This window comes from Hymenobacter gelipurpurascens, from assembly GCF_900187375.1.
Classification (GTDB): domain Bacteria; phylum Bacteroidota; class Bacteroidia; order Cytophagales; family Hymenobacteraceae; genus Hymenobacter; species Hymenobacter gelipurpurascens.
Window position 1 is genome coordinate 1,753,460 of record NZ_FYEW01000001.1, and the last position, 14,482, is coordinate 1,767,941.

Consider the following 14,482-nt stretch of genomic DNA (forward strand, 5'->3'; position numbering starts at 1 on the left):
GAGGGGTATATCGTACTCAAGGTAATCACCTTGTTCTACTCCAAAAGCTCAACCGGTAAATTCCTTTGCCTCTTGCTAGGCCAGGGCTATTCCAGTACAGACAGGGCACAAAAAAAGGAAGCATGCCCGTGGGCATGCTTCCTTTACTTCTTCAGACAAGAAGGAGAACTAAGCGCGACGTACTTTAACAGCGCTCAGGCCCTTACGGCCTTCTTCTACTTCGAACTCAACCTTGTCGTTGTCGCGAATTTCGTCGATGAGGCCCGTTACGTGAACGAATACATCTTGGCCGGTAGCGGCGTCATTGATGAAACCAAAACCTTTGGTTTCATTGAAGAATTTAACGGTTCCTGTTGACATGATGCTTAGGAATGGAATGAAAAAATAGCAACTGGCAACGGAACCCTACGATTATTCAGCACGCGAATTGATGGTAGTGACACGAGGCAATTTGCCTTAACGATGTAAAGGTAAGGCTTTATTTTGATTAGGCCATGCAAGACATAGCATTCCGAACTGAGCATAGGCCACTCTTCTTACCTGCAGCCTGCCTTTTGCCGAATTACCAACGGCTGCCTGGTACAGGGTAGCTACGCTTCAGCTTCATGGAAATCAGAGAGTAAGCCAGGAGTAGGCTTCTTGGCCCAGGCACGTTGTAAGGCTTTGAAAGGAATTATCATACACCATTCCAGCAGCCAGGAATCTGTTCAGTCTTCCTGAATAGGCTTGGCGGACTTACAGCAATGGGGCAGCGCTGCCGACAAATGACTTGAGAAGCATGAGCATGCCCTCCCCTATCTCGGGTAAGTGGGCATCCAGAAAATTAGCGCGGTAAGGGTCGATATAGCCCGTCAGGCGCACGAAGTCTTCGTCAGAAAGTTTCTGAAAACCCATAGACCAATCTGCAAATACGCGCGCTTGGATGGGGCCGTCTGAAAGCGTGATGATGTGGGTGTGGCGGTAATCGGTTTGGATGGTGGCATACATCTGCTGCACCACGGCTTCCTCGCCTTCTAATACCTGCAGGTACTCTCCATTGCCGTAGAGCAGCAGCCCCGTAATTCCTAGCCGGCTATTATGCATTCTCGACTGCTGGAGCAGAAATTTCAGCTCCGCGATGGTGGGCTGCCCTACGGCACTGCTCTGGTAGACGATATGATGCATAACTTCAGCAGTATGCCCCGACGCGCGCGGTAATCGCGCTTCCAAAACTCATCTACCCCTAAAAGGCTGAATGTCAAGTATAAATTATTCAATCGAAGCAAAAGAAGCAAGCCAAATAGGTAATTTATACACTTGATTTTTTGGCTACGGGCTCCGGCTATGTTGGGCTGATGTCTCACAAAGTATACCCGCGGTACCACTCAAAAGCCGCATGTATTTCGCCAAGGTGTTTCTTTCATCCTCCTTGCCACCGACTATCGGGCATAACTTTCCAGATAGCGGAACGGTATTACACAACCCGGCACTGGCCTGGGGCAGGCAAGCTCATGCCTAGGCCACCAGAATAAGCCGTTGAAGCTTTCAGCAATCTGAATACTATGCATCCGAATACTGCAGCAAATACCCCAGACCGTAGTTCTTTTACTCCTTCCACGCCAGGAACCATTGTGCTGGCGGGGGCAACCGGCGCGCTAGGCCTGCTCATTACCCACCACCTCCGGCGGCGCGGAGCCACGGTGCGGGCCTTGGTGCGGCCGGGGGCTAGCACCCGACCTGAGGCTGAGTCGTTGCAGTTGCAAGGAGTGGAGGTGGTGGAAGTAGATTATAACAATCTGGCAGACCTTACGCAAGCCTGTACTGGTGCGGCCTGTGTGATATCAGCGCTATCTGGCCTGCGAGACGTGATTGTGGATATGCAGACGCAGCTGCTGGAAGCGGCCGTAGCAGCCGGCGTGCCTCGCTTTATCCCTTCCGACTTCTCCGCCGACTTCACCCATCTGCCGGAAGGCTCCAACCGCAACTTCGACTTTCGCCGGGAATTTCAGCGGCGGCTCGATGTGGCCCCCATTCAGGCTACTTCCATCCTCAACGGCATGTTCATGGATTTGCTGACCGGCCAGGCGCCGGTGGTGTTGCAAGGGCCGCGCCGGGTGGTGTACTGGGGTGATGCCGACCAGCCCCTAGACTTCACTACCATGGTAAACACCGCCGAGTTTACCGCTGCCGCTGCCTTAGATGCTACCACGCCCCGCTACCTGCGCGTGGCCGGTGAGGTGGCCAGCATTCGGGGGCTACAGGCCGCGGCCAGTGCCGCTACCGGCAAACCGTTCAAGCTGTTCCGGGTAGGTGGCCTAGGCGTGTTGGCTACGATGATCAAGGTCACTAAAACCCTCATGCCCGCCGAAAAGGAGGTGTTTCCGCCGTGGCAAGGCATGCAGTACCTGCACAACATGTACAGTGGCCTAGCCAAACTGGCCGAGCCGCTCGACAACAGCCGCTACCCCGATATCCGCTGGACGAAAGTGCAGGAGTTGCTGGCGAATCGATAGTAGCCAAGGCTTCACATCCTCAACCCTGCTGCGTAGTAGTGCTTCATAAATTTTGCTTTATTGAAGCCGCTATGAAGACTCTTGCACTCCTAGGCCTAGTACCCGGTTTGTTGCTGACGCACGCGGCCGCATCCCAACCATCTGCTGCTCGTCAGCCGAAGCCGGGTACGGCCGTAGTGCGAGCCGGCAACCCGGTAGTTTCGGGTTGGTATGCCGATCCGGAGGCCACTATTTTCGGTAAGCAATACTGGATATACCCTACCTACTCGGCGCCCTATAAGGAGCAGGTGTTGCTGGATGCGTTTTCGTCGCCTGATCTGGTGCACTGGACCAAGCACCCGCGCATACTCGATACGGCGGATGTAAAATGGGCGCGGCGGGCCATGTGGGCGCCGGCCGTAGTGAAGAAAGGCGGCAAATACTTCCTGTTTTTCGGGGCGAATGATGTACACGAGGGCGAAGTGGGCGGCATTGGCGTGGCCGTGGCCGACCGTCCGGAGGGCCCGTTTAAAGATTATCTGGGTCAGCCGCTCATCGGCAACATCCACAACGGTGCCCAGCCCATCGATCAGTTCGTATTTCAGGACAAGGATGGGCAGTATTATATGATTTATGGCGGCTGGTCGCACTGCAATATTACGCGCCTCAAGCCCGATTTCACCGGCTTCCTCCCCTTCCCCGACGGCTCCACTTACAAGGAAATTACGCCGCAAAACTATGTGGAAGGCCCCATCATGTTCCGGCGCCAGGGCAAGTACTATTTCATGTGGTCGGAAGGCGGCTGGACCGGGCCTGATTACGCCGTGGCCTACGCCGTAGCCGACTCGCCGCTAGGCCCTTTTCAGCGGGTAGGCAAGATTCTGCAGCAAGACCCCGCCGTGGCTACCGGCGCCGGCCACCACTCCGTTGTTCAGGTGCCAGGCACCGATGAGTGGTATATCATCTACCACCGCCGCCCCTTGGGCGAAACCGACCAAAACCACCGCGTCACTTGCATCGAGCGGATGTATTTCGATCAGCAGGGCCGCATTCAGCCGGTGAAAATTACCCAGGAAGGTGTAGCGACGCGGCGTTTGCCATAACCGTTTTCTACTCTTGCACCGATAAAGTGGCCGGCAATGATTGGCGTAGACGGTCGCTGCTGAAGGTAAAGCGCACAGAGTCGTTGCCGCAGTCTATATCGGTAATGTAGCTCGTTGCCCAGAGAAACTTCTGCGCCCGCACTGGTCCAAAAGCCGACCAGGGAATAAACAGCGGCGGGTGGCCTACGAAGAAGATTTTCCAAGTAGTTAGCCACACACCTTCGGGCGTGATACCAGCCCTCACGGAGTTTTTGTAATTCGCCACGCCAATGCGCAGGTAGGCCAGTAGAATCCGCTCTACGCTGGCCGGCACCTCAGCCACGGCATATTGCTTGGCTAGGCGGTGCCAGCCCATCCGCGACACCAGAAAGCTGATCAGGCAAAACAAACCCACAAAAGCGGGCAGTAGTAGCAGCGGAAGCCAAGGCACAATAGGATGCATGCTCCCGGCATACGCGTTCAGCGGGCAGGAGTTGAAACGGGCAGTAGGTAGGCCTATGCCTTTCGGCGGTTTTCACAGCAGCTACGCACCCATGGCCAGGCCCCTAAACGCAAGCAGAATTCTGCAACGCCAGGAGTAAGATGAGGTTCTACTAGTTAACCAGCTACCAGCCAATACCAGTGTTTGCTTAGCAAGGAGAAAAGAACACCACTTCCTGTAAGCGGCCTTTTCTGAACAGCAGAATCAATGAGTCATCCATCATCTCGCCCTTGTATTCAAAGGGCAGACTCATTTCTTCGCCCCGCTGGCCCGACGCTGGTTTCTCGGCTTCCTTGGCAGATAGGGGGTAAAAGCGACGCACATCTTCCAGTGTGGTATTCTGATCGAGGATAAGTTTCCCCAGCTTGCCCTTGAATTTGCCCGTCGTGACATCGAAGCTATACAGGATGGCTCGCGTGCCGTTTACTTCGTACATGGTGTTCCCATAGTACCACCAGTCGCCTTCGGGACTTGTTTCGGTGGCGAAGTATCCTCCGCACTCTACGGCTCCCTTCTTTATGCTATCCGGCCGCCCCAGTTGGCGCTCCAACAATTGGGTGGTAAGCTCCCGGTGCCGTAGGCCATTGACGGTCAGCATCGTATCCTGTATCCGCTCGGGGTTAGTTGCCGCTAGGCCACTCTCCGGCGCCGGCCCTGAGTTAGGCGCCTTCAGCGCCGCCACCTCTTGTGCCACCGGCGGGGTTGAGTTACTCTGGCAGGCGGTCAGGGCCAATAGCCAAGTCGAGAAGAATATGGTTGAGTTCATAAACATATATGGGTGTAAATGGGCTGTTTCAACTATCAGGAGGCCTTTATAGGGTATTTTCTGGTGGGAAAAGGCAGGGGCAACCCGGCATCAGGGGGTTGGCTTGCTGTGGTGGGTTGTTGTGTCAATTTTAACCGACTGTAGGGTGGTGTAGGCCTGTTCGGCGAGGCGGCCGCAATCGGCCTGCTTGCATTCAAAGTGCAAGGCCACTTCCCAACTGCGCAGGCCGGCCTGCACTACGGTAGTGGCCGTCACCTGTTCATAGGGCTCTGCTATCAGATTGGAGCCGCCCACAAACGACACGACCGAAAACGTCCGGCCATTGATTACTTGCAGCTTTTTAGCTTTCAGAATCGGCGCGGCACCGCCCTTCAACTTGCTTACCTCACCCCAATACCGGATTCTTCTGTCAACCGCCGCAAGGCTTTCTTCTGCGCTGCTGCTTTGTTGGGTAGAGATGGTGAGCCGGTCCAGGGTGTCGCGGCAGTACGTGCCCTCCCGCTTGTAGAATCCCGATTCCTGCAATAGGCACCCGCGAGAACTGACAAAACGGTATTTCGCTTTGTGGCCCATTGGCGTATCCGACTCGTCGATCCAAGTGAGCAGGGTATCGTATTTCGCTGGCACATGCAGCGTGATGCTACCCGTGGGCATCTGCATCGCTGGCCAAGTTTTAAACGTGACGCTCCGCTTCACAAAGCCGGTAGGTACTACTGCTACTTCCTGCTTCGGTGAGGAGCAGGTGACCAGAAAGAGCAAGGAGAGAAACGCTACTATTCGCATGAGGAGCCAAGGAGTCAGGAGCCGTTGCAAACTAAGCGTATTTGCCCGTCTCCCCACAAACCTTCACACTGTGCCCTCCCTTATTTTCCAGTTGCGCTGGCTTACCTTGAGGTAAGCACACGAGCGCCACTCCTATCGAAACGCCACCGGTACTGCACCTAAAACGAACAACGCCGCCCAAGTTTCCTCGGGCGGCGCTGTAACGGTTTACCGCTGATGCGGCAACAAAAAGGCAACTTTCATTCAATACGAAGCCCGAACCATAAGCTCACTTCAGTTGAGCGGATAAAAAAGACCGTTATGCTTGATCTAGCGTCCGCTTGCCAAAGCATCTCTCCTGCTTCGTTGCGGTGGCCTAGGCCAGGTAGTTAGTCAGAGGTAGAGATGCTTCGACTGCGCGGACGCCAGATCAAGCATGACGTTTTGTAGTTTCCGGCAGTGAGCTACTCGGCGGTTACTTCAGCTGAATGCCTTGGTCGGCCATGGCTTGCTCCTGCTTGGCGTGGTTGGCCAGGAATTCTTTGTGCTGGGCATCGGTGCGCTCGGTGCCGAGGCTGGCCAGATGCTCACGCAGTTTATCAGCCGGCATATCGGCGCCGTATGAGGGGGTGCCGGGCTGCTGCCGCCACGACTCGTGCAGCGTGCCGTCGTCCACGGCGTCGAAGCCCAACTCCTCTACCAGCGCCATCACTTTCTGCTTGGCGGCGGCATCGTCGGAGGCTACGGGCAGGGCAATGCGGCCGGGCGTGCCGGCGGGCTGGCCTTTGCCTTCGAGGTGGTGGGCGTAGATATTGTTAAACACCTTCACTACCGGGCGGCCCAGGTGCTGCTGCACCCACTCGCTCTCGGTCAGGTCGCCGGTTTCCAGCTCGGGCATCTTGCCGTCGCGCAGCATGGGGTAGTAGTTGCTCGTGTCGATGATGGGCACCTCGGCCGGTACGCTCGCGAACAGGTCTTTGGGCAGGTCGGGGATGTTTTTCAGCGGAATGGTTACCACGATGATGTCACTGCCGCGGCGGGCCACTTCTTCGGCCGTAACGGGCGTAGCGCCGGTTTTCTGGGCCACGTCTTGCAGCGTCTCGGGGCCGCGGGAGTTGGCAATGTAAACGGAGTGGCCTAGGCTGGTAAGCCGCACAGCGAGGGCGCTGCCGATGTGGCCGGCGCCAATAATTCCGATGTTCATAGTTGGGAGTGTTTAGTTCGAGCGCCGTTGATGTGCCAGTGCAGGGAGGTAAACAGCGAAGGCGGGTGTTTTGCTTTTTTCTTCTTGGGTGAGGCTTAGAATGAACAACGCCACCGGAGCGGAGTTCGGGCGGCGTTGGTGGTAGAGGTAAAATCCATGAAAAATCCGATGTAAGCTATTAAAGCCAGTATTCACTGGTCCATATCCCACCTTGCTGTATAGTGAGGAGTGGTTCAGGGTTAAATCTATTGTTGTCTTCGATTCTTGTGCCTTCACTTAACACTACCACTTGCTTACCTAACAGCTTAGATATACTTGTCAAGTAATGTATTAACTGCAAATGATCATCCGGCTTCTTGAATTCCCTTGGGTCGATGTCTCCGTCAATAATATCCTCAGCCAGAAAGAAACACCTGATTTGGATATCACCGACAAAAATTCGCGCCAATGGCCAGTTCTCTGCATCCACATTATTCCAACATTCTAGAACAGCTGCAAAGTCTATTTTCTCGTGTTCTTGCTCGTTTGTATATCGAAATACGACTTTGTAGTTAGTATTGATAAAGTCGACCCACATGTACCAGTCATCACAATTGACATCCAGTACATAGGTATCCGGCAAGGAGCCATCTAGGGTGTAGATATGCTCCTTTACCTCTTCCCAGCTTAACTCTGCTACGTTGACTTGCATATAATTCGCCATAAAACTTACTCCCGTCCCGGAATCTTCACCCCGCGCTCCTCGGCTACCTGCTGGGCCAACTCGTAGCCGGCGTCGGCGTGGCGGAAGACGCCCATGCCGGGGTCGGTGGTGAGGACGCGGCGCAGGCGCTCGGCTTTTTCGGGGGTGCCGGTGGCTACTATCACCATGCCGGCGTGGGTGCTGTTGCCGATGCCCACGCCGCCGCCGTTGTGGATGGAAACCCAGTCGGCACCGCTGGCAGTGTTGGCCAGGGCGTTGAGCAGAGGCCAGTCGGCTACGGCGTCGGAGCCGTCGAGCATGCCTTCGGTTTCGCGGTTGGGCGAGGCCACAGAGCCGCAGTCGAGGTGGTCGCGGCCAATGACGATGGGCGCCGATACTTCGCCGCGGGCCACAAGGTCGTTGATGACCAGGCCGAATTTTTCCCGCTCGCCGTAGCCCAGCCAGCACACGCGGGCCGGTAGGCCTATGAAGGGCACTTTGGCCTGGGCTTTTTCAATCCAGCGGGCCAGCATCTTGTTGTCGGGAAAGGTTTCCAGAAGGGCGCGGTCGATGCGCAGAATATCCTGCGGGTCGCCGGAAAGTGCCGCCCAGCGGAAAGGGCCTTTGCCCTCGCAGAAGAGCGGCCGGATGTAGGCCGGTACAAACCCAGGGTACAGGAACTGGGCGCGCTCATCGCGCACTTGTAGGCCACCTTTCTCGGCCTGTCCGCGCAGGTTATTGCCATAATCCAGCGCAATGGATCCGGCAGCCTGCATGTCGATAATGGCCTGACAATGCTTCATGATGGAAGCCAGGGCCTGGCGCTTGAACTCCTCGGGGTGTTGCTGGCGCAGTTGCAGAACCTCATCGATGTTGCCTTCGGGAATGTAGTCCATCAGGTCGTGGGCGGAGGTTTGGTCCGTCACGATTTCGGGGCGGAAGCTGCGCTGCAGCAGCTCGGGCAGCACGGTGGCGGCGTTGCCGGTGAGGCCTACCGACCAGCCTTTGCGTTCGGCTTTGTATTGCGCGCACAGCTCCAGCGCGTGGTCTAGGTCGCGGGCCTGCTCATCTACGTAGCCTTCGCGCACCTTTTGCTTCACCCGGGCATCAATGGGCTCGATAACCAGACACACCCCATCGTTCATGGTAACGGCCAATGGCTGGGCGCCGCTCATGCCGCCCAGGCCCGCCGTGACGGTGATGGTGCCCGCAAGCGTGCCCGAAAAGTGCTTATCGGCCACGGCCGCGAAGGTTTCGTAGGTACCCTGCAAGATGCCCTGGGTAGCAATGTAAATCCAGGAGCCGGCCGTCATCTGCCCATACATCATCAGGCCCAGCTTATCCAGCTCGTCGAAATACTCCTGAGTGCTCCAGGCGGGTACCAGGTTGCTATTGGCAATCAGCACGCGCGGGGCGTGGGCCCAGGTGCGAATCACGCCCACCGCCTTGCCGCTCTGTACCAGCATGGTTTCGTCGGGTGCCAGGTTCTTGAGGGTGCGGACGATGGTCTGGTACTCTTTCCAGTTGCGGGCGGCGCGGCCGGCGCCACCGTACACAATCAGCTCATCATACACTAGGCTCACGGCGGGGTCGAGGTTGTTTTCGAGCATGCGCAGGGCGGCTTCGGCCTCCCAGGTTTTGCAGCGCAGCTGATTACCGTGCTGGGCTTTTACCGTTTCCTCAGGCTTGAACTCGTAGTACATCGGGCGTTTCGCCGGGTTTGCGGCCGCCGGTGTGGAGGTGGCACTGCGCTCTGGCGTGTGGTCCGATTGGCTGTTGGCTTCGAGGTTAAGCTCGGGAGTAGCAGGAACGAGGTGAGACATGGGCGGGAAAGGAAAGGGTGGATAACAGGTTGGGCTGGAAGATATAAGATTTTGGCCTCCTGAGAGTAGCGGGTAGTGGCCTAGGGCCTGGTTCCGTGGCTGGCAGGCCGAATTTGAACTGGAGGGCATCCACCTATAAACGCCCAACATTCAGCCTGACTACCAATTGATTACGTTTACAGAGTTTTCTCCTACTTATTCTGGCGCCTATGCAATATGTAAGCACTTATTTGCGCTACCTGATTTTACTAGGCCTATTGGTACTGGGGGCCCTGAACCGGCAGGCATTAACCGCTCAGCAGCACCGTACGGCCACGCTCCGCCTGCGTGACCTGCACCTTACACAACGGCAGATACTCTCCTTTCGGGGTCCTGCCGCCGGGCCTGCTCCGGCTCCTGCCAGCCTACATCAAGCTTATCTGTATAAATAAACCCATAATTATGTATCCTAAATGGAGGGTTACCAAATAAAACTGAGGCGTATTAAGCACCAGATCTTCCGGCTGGAAAGTCTGGCATCTATCTCCAAACACCTCATTTCTATCCAACCTCACCATGAAAAAAGTATTGTTTCTTGCCCTGGCAGCCGCTTCTTTCTCTTTTGCAGCCTGCAACGGCAACCAGCGCGAAGGCGCTGAAAGCACCACCACCGAAACGTCGGAATCTACTTCATCTACCAGCGAAACCACTGTGCCCGCTGGCACTGGTTCCGACACGACTATGACCAACGATGGTGCTATGAACGGCTCTACCTCCGGTAGCACGGCGGGTTCTACCACTTCGGGTGGTAGCACGGCGGGCTCTACTGCCGGCGGCATGGGTACCACGGCAGGCACCACCACTACCGGCACCACGGCGGGCTCTACTACTGCCAGCACCACTACCGGCTCAACAGCTGGCACTACCGGTACCACCGCTCAGTAAGTACTACTGGCCTAGCGGCCTGAGAAAAGCCCTTTGCCACGCGGCGAAGGGCTTTTTGCATTTCCGACTTGCAATTTTCTGCCACTCTGCGTCCGCTTTCCCGTAGTAGAGCTATATACAAACTAGCCAATCCTATGAAACAGGTTGCTCCGGGTGTGCATCAGCTCACCATTCAACGCTTTGTAAATCTTTATTTTGTTGAAACTGGTACGCCCGGCGAGTGGGTGCTGGTGGATACTGGCCTACCCGGCTCCGAGAAAGCCATCATTGCCGCGGCCGATAAACTGTTTTACCCCGGCACGCACCCCGAAGCCATCATTCTGACGCATGGCCACATGGACCACGCCGGCTCGGCGCAGGCGCTGGCCGAGCATTGGAAAGTGCCCGTGTTGGCGCACCCCCTGGAAATGCCCTTCCTGACGGCCCGCGCCGTGTATCCGCCCGCCGACCCTTTGGTAGACAAAGGCGGTTCCTTGGCGTTTGTGGCGCGCTTTTTCCCGCCCCAGTCCTTCCAGCTCTCCGATTTTGTGCAGCCCCTGCCGGCCAACGACACCGACCCACCCTTCCTGCGCGACTGGCGCTGGATTCATGTGCCCGGCCATGCGCCTGGCCAGGTAGCGCTGTTCCGGGAGAAAGACCATACGCTGCTGGGCGCCGACGCCTTTGCCACGGCCAACCACGAATCGGTGCCGGAGCTATTGCTGCAACTTCCCAAAATCAGTGTAGCGGGGGCGCCGTTCAACTATAACTGGCAGCAGGTGCGGGAGTCGGTGCAGACGCTGGCAGCGCTGCAGCCCCAGGCTATTGGCTGCGGCCACGGGCCCGTTATTACGGGGCCGGAAGCGGCAAGTGGCCTACAGCGCCTCGCCGATGAGTTTCCGATGCCCGTCAGCGGCCGGTACGTGCAAGACCCCGCCCGCCTTGATGAGAACGGGGTGGCCTACCTCCCACCCGCTCCCGAAGACCCCATCCGGACGAAGTTTACTATTGCGGCCGTTGGTTTGGGCGCGCTGGTGGGCGTGGCCCTGCTCATCAAGCAGCAGCAAAAGAAAAAGCAGAACAAATACCCCAAGCCCTACTCCGATCCGGAGCGCATACCGCGCACCGGAAAAATGCCCGCTCCTATCGAACAGGAATATTTAAGTGATGAAGAGCTAGCCATTCCACTTTACATCGAATAAGCAAAACGGCCCGTGTAGTACACGGGCCGTTTTGCTTGAATAGAACATCTACCAGAAGTGGCCTAGGCCACTTCTGGTGGCTTCTAGCCTTCTTTTTTAGGTTCTGAAGATGATACTTTAGTCGGTTTCGCGCTTCCCTCTTGCTGCACTTCCACGCTGCCATTTACGGTACCCATACGGAGTTGCGGGCCGCCCTGGCCCAGCGTGGTCGTGAGGTTGTGGGGCTGCAGACTTTTGCGGTTGCCAGCGGCCAGTTGCGCCTGCACCCGCCCGTGTACCGTGCGGGCCGTAAGCGTGGCCGAGTAGGTGGCGGGCAGCTCGCATTTGATGCTTCCATTCACGGTATTCACGTCGAGGGCGCCGCCACTCCAGGTGTCGCCGGTGAGGCGGATGGTCAGGCCGCCATTCGTGGTGCTGCCCTTCACCTCACCGCCAACACCGGCCAGCGTCACGCCTCCATTCATGGTTAGGAAAGAGATGATGCCCTGCACGTTTTCGATATGAATACCGCCATTCTGGGCCTGCAGGCTGAGGCCGGTTTGCGTGGGCACGAACACCTCGTAGCTCACCGACCAGCCCTCGGTGGCACCGTTGGGACGAGCTGCCAGGAGCTTGTTGCTTTCACTGCTGATCTGTACAGAGGCTGCCAGGGCTTTGGCGGCCTCGGCGGTGGCGGCACGGCCTTCCACCAGGGCCTGCACCCGCACATCAGTTCCGCTCCAGCCCCGCACCGTGATGCTCCCACCGGGGCGGGCATCAAGGGTGAGCGGCGTGCCGGCAGCAGGCGCCGCCAGCGTGAGGGTGCGGATTTCGCAGAACTGCTTTTGCAGCGGATTCTTGGCAGTGAGGCCGGAGCAGCTCAGTGTGAAAGCAGGCACGGGTGCAGTCTGGGCCAGGGCAGCGCTGCTTGTCATCACTGACACAGCTATCAATAATAAGGGTAGTAGGGGTTTCATGGGCACAAAGATGGAGGTAGTAAATTAGGGGCGGAAGTGCAACTAACTGCTGGCATAGGCCACTTGGCTAGGCTCCTTTGCCGGCGGCCAGGCCCGTCAGGTAGGCGGTTATGATGGTGGCCCCCAGCCGGGCCGTTTGGTTGTCGCGGTCGAAGACCGGATTAAGCTCCACTACTTCAAACAGGCGAACATCGGCATGCTTGCCTGCCAGGAAGGCTGCTTGCGTAGCCTCGCGCGGCGTGAAGCCATCGGCGCTGGGCGCCGACACGGCCGGCGCGTAGGCTTCGGCGCACCCGTCTATATCGAAGCTCACAAATCCGACGCCATCAAACCGACGCAGGGCGCGGTCCATGTACTCGGGCATGCCATCCTTTTGCACGTGGCCTAGGGGCACGATATGAGCATTTTGCTGGTGCAGAAAATCAATATCTTCCCAGGTATTGAGGTTGGAATGCAGCCCGATTTCCGTGAACCGCTCTCCGAGCAGGAATCCTTCGCGCAGCAGCTTCCGGAAGGGCGTTCCGCTACTGAGTACCGCTAGCTTTTCCTTCACATCGGCGTGGGCATCGAGGTTGATACCGCTGACCGCCTGGCCGCCGTGGGCATCTACGAGGCCGCGCACGGTGCTGTAGGTGCCATCATGAGAGCCGCCCAGCACTACCACGCGGGGATACTGGCCTAGCAGCCGCGCCAGCTCCTGCCGAATGGCCTGGTGGTTGGTAGCGTGGTCGAAGTCATTGAGAGCCAAGTTGCCGGCGTCGGCTATGCGCAAGGCATCGAGGTGCACATTGTGCTCCAGGTTATAGGTTTTGTGGTAGCGCCGCAGCTCCCGCCGGATGGCATCGGGGGCACCCGCCGCGCCAGCCCGGCCGCCTTCCAGCACCGTTCCGAAATCAATCGGCAGGCCTACGAGGCACACATCCGCTTCCGGCAGCTCCGCCGTCGGCCGAATTAACTCTTTCAGGAAAGTCGCCATAGCAGAAGCAAGTAAGTTGGGACCGAAATGTAGTTGATTCCGGCAGGATGATGTTCAGCCGGGCGTTTGCCAGGCCAGGCAGGCTTCCTAGGCCAGTGTTTGCCAGCATGTGCTACCTTTCGGAATGCTCTTCCGTGTTCTTCTCCTGGCCTTGCTGTTGGGTAGCGCTCCAGCTGCCTGGGCCCAGCGCAACGCCGCGCCCATTCCTAAAGTGGCGCCCTCCTTCTTCTCTACCTACACGTACCTCTCCTACACCATTCAGGACAAGGCTACCAGCGCCGAGCCCATGGCGGCCCGCGGTGTAGGCGGCACGCTCACGCTGCGCCCCGATGGCACCTACCAGAAACGCCTGACGCTGGCCGGCAACGGCACCACAATGGCCTTTGACCAGGACGGACGCTTCACCTTCGCCGGCGACCAAATCACATTCAGCTACACCGACAAAAAAGGCCAGCCCCGCACCGATCAGGGCACGTTTCGGCTGCAGCCTGCCGCCCGGCTTCTTACCCTCACCCTCATTGCCTACCCGGCCGGCAACAAGGGAGTTTACACGCTGCGAGTGCAGTAAGTATTGGCCCCGCCCTTGGCCCCTAGCTCTCCAACGAAAACACTATGGCGTTGCCGATTTCACGGAGAAAACCTTTTGCATAATGCTTAGTCACGACTGGGTGCCTTGACGAAAATCAGAGTGTGCAGGTTCGAACTCTCCCCCTGTATCCCTTCCAAGCTTTCTTGCAGTATATACCCTTGGGCATAGAGCTTAGCAATAACTTCTTGGTAGCCAGTGGCAGCCGCAACCAGGTCTTTCTGCCTTGAACCGCTACCAAACTTGTAAAACTCAGGCTGGCCTGTGCCACGCACAACGGTGACCTCCACCGTTACCCTGCTCTCATAGATGCGCACTACAACTACAGCCGGGTCCTCGGCCACGGCCAACACGGGAGAGCTGCTCAGCACTACTAGGCAGCCCACGATATAGAATAGTTTTTTCATAGTGCGTGAAGGTAGCTGAACAGCAGTATCCAGGACTATTTCCTCTGCTGCATACTGGCCTAGCGGGGTCCGGCGCTGGCCTAGGCCAGTGGATTGCGCCCCGCCGGGCTTTCTGCTAACTTGCGGCCCCTTTCGGCCCCACTGGCGTCGGCTGGGCATT

At 57.4% G+C, this 14,482-nt stretch carries 17 protein-coding genes; 6 read left to right on the plus strand and 11 right to left on the minus strand.

Annotated elements, in window-relative coordinates:
• Window positions 1-168: 168 nt before the first annotated feature.
• Window positions 169-360 carry a cold-shock protein gene (locus CFT68_RS07460; protein WP_044514260.1) on the minus strand — a complete coding sequence of 64 codons (192 nt, stop codon included), beginning with the start codon at window positions 358-360 and terminating at the stop codon, window positions 169-171.
• A gap of 375 nt (window positions 361-735) precedes the next feature.
• Window positions 736-1,164 (minus strand): BLUF domain-containing protein, encoded by a 429-nt coding sequence (locus tag CFT68_RS07465; protein WP_088842752.1) that lies wholly within the window; start codon window positions 1,162-1,164, stop codon window positions 736-738.
• Window positions 1,165-1,541: 377 nt separating this feature from the next.
• Between CFT68_RS07465 and CFT68_RS07470 the strand changes: the two genes are divergently transcribed.
• Together CFT68_RS07470 and CFT68_RS07475 are read left to right on the plus strand one after the other, a co-directional pair.
• A complete protein-coding gene (locus CFT68_RS07470) occupies window positions 1,542-2,492 on the plus strand; it encodes an NmrA family NAD(P)-binding protein (protein ID WP_088842753.1) in 951 nt (316 codons plus the stop codon).
• A gap of 71 nt (window positions 2,493-2,563) precedes the next feature.
• Entirely contained in the window at window positions 2,564-3,574 is a 1,011-nt protein-coding gene (locus CFT68_RS07475; RefSeq protein ID WP_088842754.1) for a glycoside hydrolase family 43 protein, read from the plus strand.
• A gap of 7 nt (window positions 3,575-3,581) precedes the next feature.
• On the opposite strand, the gene CFT68_RS07480 is transcribed toward CFT68_RS07475, so the two are convergent.
• The 6 genes from CFT68_RS07480 to hutU all read right to left on the minus strand — a co-directional run bounded on the left by CFT68_RS07480 (window position 3,582) and on the right by hutU (window position 9,292).
• Complete coding sequence (locus CFT68_RS07480) at window positions 3,582-4,016, minus strand: hypothetical protein (RefSeq protein ID WP_088842755.1); 435 nt, start codon at window positions 4,014-4,016, stop codon at window positions 3,582-3,584.
• A 187-nt stretch (window positions 4,017-4,203) separates the two neighbouring features.
• Window positions 4,204-4,821, minus strand: coding sequence for a hypothetical protein (locus CFT68_RS07485; RefSeq protein ID WP_141106483.1), 618 nt, complete (start codon window positions 4,819-4,821; stop codon window positions 4,204-4,206).
• 90 nt (window positions 4,822-4,911) lie between these two features.
• Complete coding sequence (locus CFT68_RS07490; RefSeq protein WP_141106484.1) at window positions 4,912-5,604, minus strand: hypothetical protein; 693 nt, start codon at window positions 5,602-5,604, stop codon at window positions 4,912-4,914.
• Window positions 5,605-6,058: 454 nt separating this feature from the next.
• A complete protein-coding gene (locus CFT68_RS07495; protein ID WP_088842758.1) occupies window positions 6,059-6,787 on the minus strand; it encodes an NADPH-dependent F420 reductase in 729 nt (242 codons plus the stop codon).
• A 178-nt stretch (window positions 6,788-6,965) separates the two neighbouring features.
• A complete protein-coding gene (locus CFT68_RS07500; RefSeq protein ID WP_141106485.1) occupies window positions 6,966-7,478 on the minus strand; it encodes a hypothetical protein in 513 nt (170 codons plus the stop codon).
• A 17-nt stretch (window positions 7,479-7,495) separates the two neighbouring features.
• Window positions 7,496-9,292, minus strand: coding sequence for a urocanate hydratase (gene hutU / locus CFT68_RS07505; protein WP_317044100.1), 1,797 nt, complete (start codon window positions 9,290-9,292; stop codon window positions 7,496-7,498).
• A 209-nt stretch (window positions 9,293-9,501) separates the two neighbouring features.
• Here hutU and CFT68_RS07510 point away from each other — a divergent pair, with 209 nt between their 5' ends.
• From CFT68_RS07510 to CFT68_RS07520, 3 genes are all read left to right on the plus strand, one after another.
• On the plus strand, window positions 9,502-9,723 hold the full coding sequence (locus CFT68_RS07510) for a hypothetical protein (RefSeq protein WP_088842760.1): 222 nt from the start codon (window positions 9,502-9,504) through the stop codon (window positions 9,721-9,723).
• Window positions 9,724-9,847: 124 nt separating this feature from the next.
• Window positions 9,848-10,216 carry a hypothetical protein gene (locus tag CFT68_RS07515; RefSeq protein ID WP_088842761.1) on the plus strand — a complete coding sequence of 123 codons (369 nt, stop codon included), beginning with the start codon at window positions 9,848-9,850 and terminating at the stop codon, window positions 10,214-10,216.
• A 134-nt stretch (window positions 10,217-10,350) separates the two neighbouring features.
• The gene (locus CFT68_RS07520; RefSeq protein WP_088842762.1) at window positions 10,351-11,397 is read left to right on the plus strand and encodes an MBL fold metallo-hydrolase; all 1,047 of its coding nucleotides are present in this window, start codon (window positions 10,351-10,353) and stop codon (window positions 11,395-11,397) included.
• Window positions 11,398-11,480: 83 nt separating this feature from the next.
• Here CFT68_RS07520 and CFT68_RS07525 read toward each other — a convergent pair whose 3' ends face one another.
• Window positions 11,481-12,311 carry a DUF4097 family beta strand repeat-containing protein gene (locus CFT68_RS07525; RefSeq protein ID WP_088842763.1) on the minus strand — a complete coding sequence of 277 codons (831 nt, stop codon included), beginning with the start codon at window positions 12,309-12,311 and terminating at the stop codon, window positions 11,481-11,483.
• Window positions 12,312-12,420: 109 nt separating this feature from the next.
• A complete protein-coding gene (locus tag CFT68_RS07530; RefSeq protein ID WP_088842764.1) occupies window positions 12,421-13,329 on the minus strand; it encodes an arginase family protein in 909 nt (302 codons plus the stop codon).
• A 124-nt stretch (window positions 13,330-13,453) separates the two neighbouring features.
• Here CFT68_RS07530 and CFT68_RS07535 point away from each other — a divergent pair, with 124 nt between their 5' ends.
• Complete coding sequence (locus CFT68_RS07535; protein WP_088842765.1) at window positions 13,454-13,897, plus strand: hypothetical protein; 444 nt, start codon at window positions 13,454-13,456, stop codon at window positions 13,895-13,897.
• An 86-nt stretch (window positions 13,898-13,983) separates the two neighbouring features.
• Here CFT68_RS07535 and CFT68_RS07540 read toward each other — a convergent pair whose 3' ends face one another.
• Window positions 13,984-14,322 (minus strand): hypothetical protein, encoded by a 339-nt coding sequence (locus tag CFT68_RS07540; protein ID WP_088842766.1) that lies wholly within the window; start codon window positions 14,320-14,322, stop codon window positions 13,984-13,986.
• Window positions 14,323-14,482 lie beyond the last annotated feature (160 nt).

Excerpts from the sequence above, each read along its gene's own strand:
- CFT68_RS07510 (WP_088842760.1), top strand. The coding sequence starts at position 9,502 with ATGCAATATGTAAGCACTTATTTGCGCTACCTGATTTTACTAGGCCTA.
- CFT68_RS07475 (WP_088842754.1), top strand. The coding sequence starts at position 2,564 with ATGAAGACTCTTGCACTCCTAGGCCTAGTACCCGGTTTGTTGCTGACG.
- CFT68_RS07535 (WP_088842765.1), top strand. The coding sequence starts at position 13,454 with ATGCTCTTCCGTGTTCTTCTCCTGGCCTTGCTGTTGGGTAGCGCTCCA.
- CFT68_RS07460 (WP_044514260.1), bottom strand. The coding sequence starts at position 360 with ATGTCAACAGGAACCGTTAAATTCTTCAATGAAACCAAAGGTTTTGGT.
- CFT68_RS07520 (WP_088842762.1), top strand. The coding sequence starts at position 10,351 with ATGAAACAGGTTGCTCCGGGTGTGCATCAGCTCACCATTCAACGCTTT.
- CFT68_RS07530 (WP_088842764.1), bottom strand. The coding sequence starts at position 13,329 with ATGGCGACTTTCCTGAAAGAGTTAATTCGGCCGACGGCGGAGCTGCCG.
- CFT68_RS07480 (WP_088842755.1), bottom strand. The coding sequence starts at position 4,016 with ATGCATCCTATTGTGCCTTGGCTTCCGCTGCTACTACTGCCCGCTTTT.
- CFT68_RS07500 (WP_141106485.1), bottom strand. The coding sequence starts at position 7,478 with ATGCAAGTCAACGTAGCAGAGTTAAGCTGGGAAGAGGTAAAGGAGCAT.
- CFT68_RS07465 (WP_088842752.1), bottom strand. The coding sequence starts at position 1,164 with ATGCATCATATCGTCTACCAGAGCAGTGCCGTAGGGCAGCCCACCATC.
- CFT68_RS07485 (WP_141106483.1), bottom strand. The coding sequence starts at position 4,821 with ATGAACTCAACCATATTCTTCTCGACTTGGCTATTGGCCCTGACCGCC.
- CFT68_RS07540 (WP_088842766.1), bottom strand. The coding sequence starts at position 14,322 with ATGAAAAAACTATTCTATATCGTGGGCTGCCTAGTAGTGCTGAGCAGC.
- CFT68_RS07490 (WP_141106484.1), bottom strand. The coding sequence starts at position 5,604 with ATGCGAATAGTAGCGTTTCTCTCCTTGCTCTTTCTGGTCACCTGCTCC.
- CFT68_RS07525 (WP_088842763.1), bottom strand. The coding sequence starts at position 12,311 with ATGACAAGCAGCGCTGCCCTGGCCCAGACTGCACCCGTGCCTGCTTTC.
- CFT68_RS07470 (WP_088842753.1), top strand. The coding sequence starts at position 1,542 with ATGCATCCGAATACTGCAGCAAATACCCCAGACCGTAGTTCTTTTACT.
- CFT68_RS07515 (WP_088842761.1), top strand. The coding sequence starts at position 9,848 with ATGAAAAAAGTATTGTTTCTTGCCCTGGCAGCCGCTTCTTTCTCTTTT.
- CFT68_RS07495 (WP_088842758.1), bottom strand. The coding sequence starts at position 6,787 with ATGAACATCGGAATTATTGGCGCCGGCCACATCGGCAGCGCCCTCGCT.
- hutU (WP_317044100.1), bottom strand. The coding sequence starts at position 9,292 with ATGTCTCACCTCGTTCCTGCTACTCCCGAGCTTAACCTCGAAGCCAAC.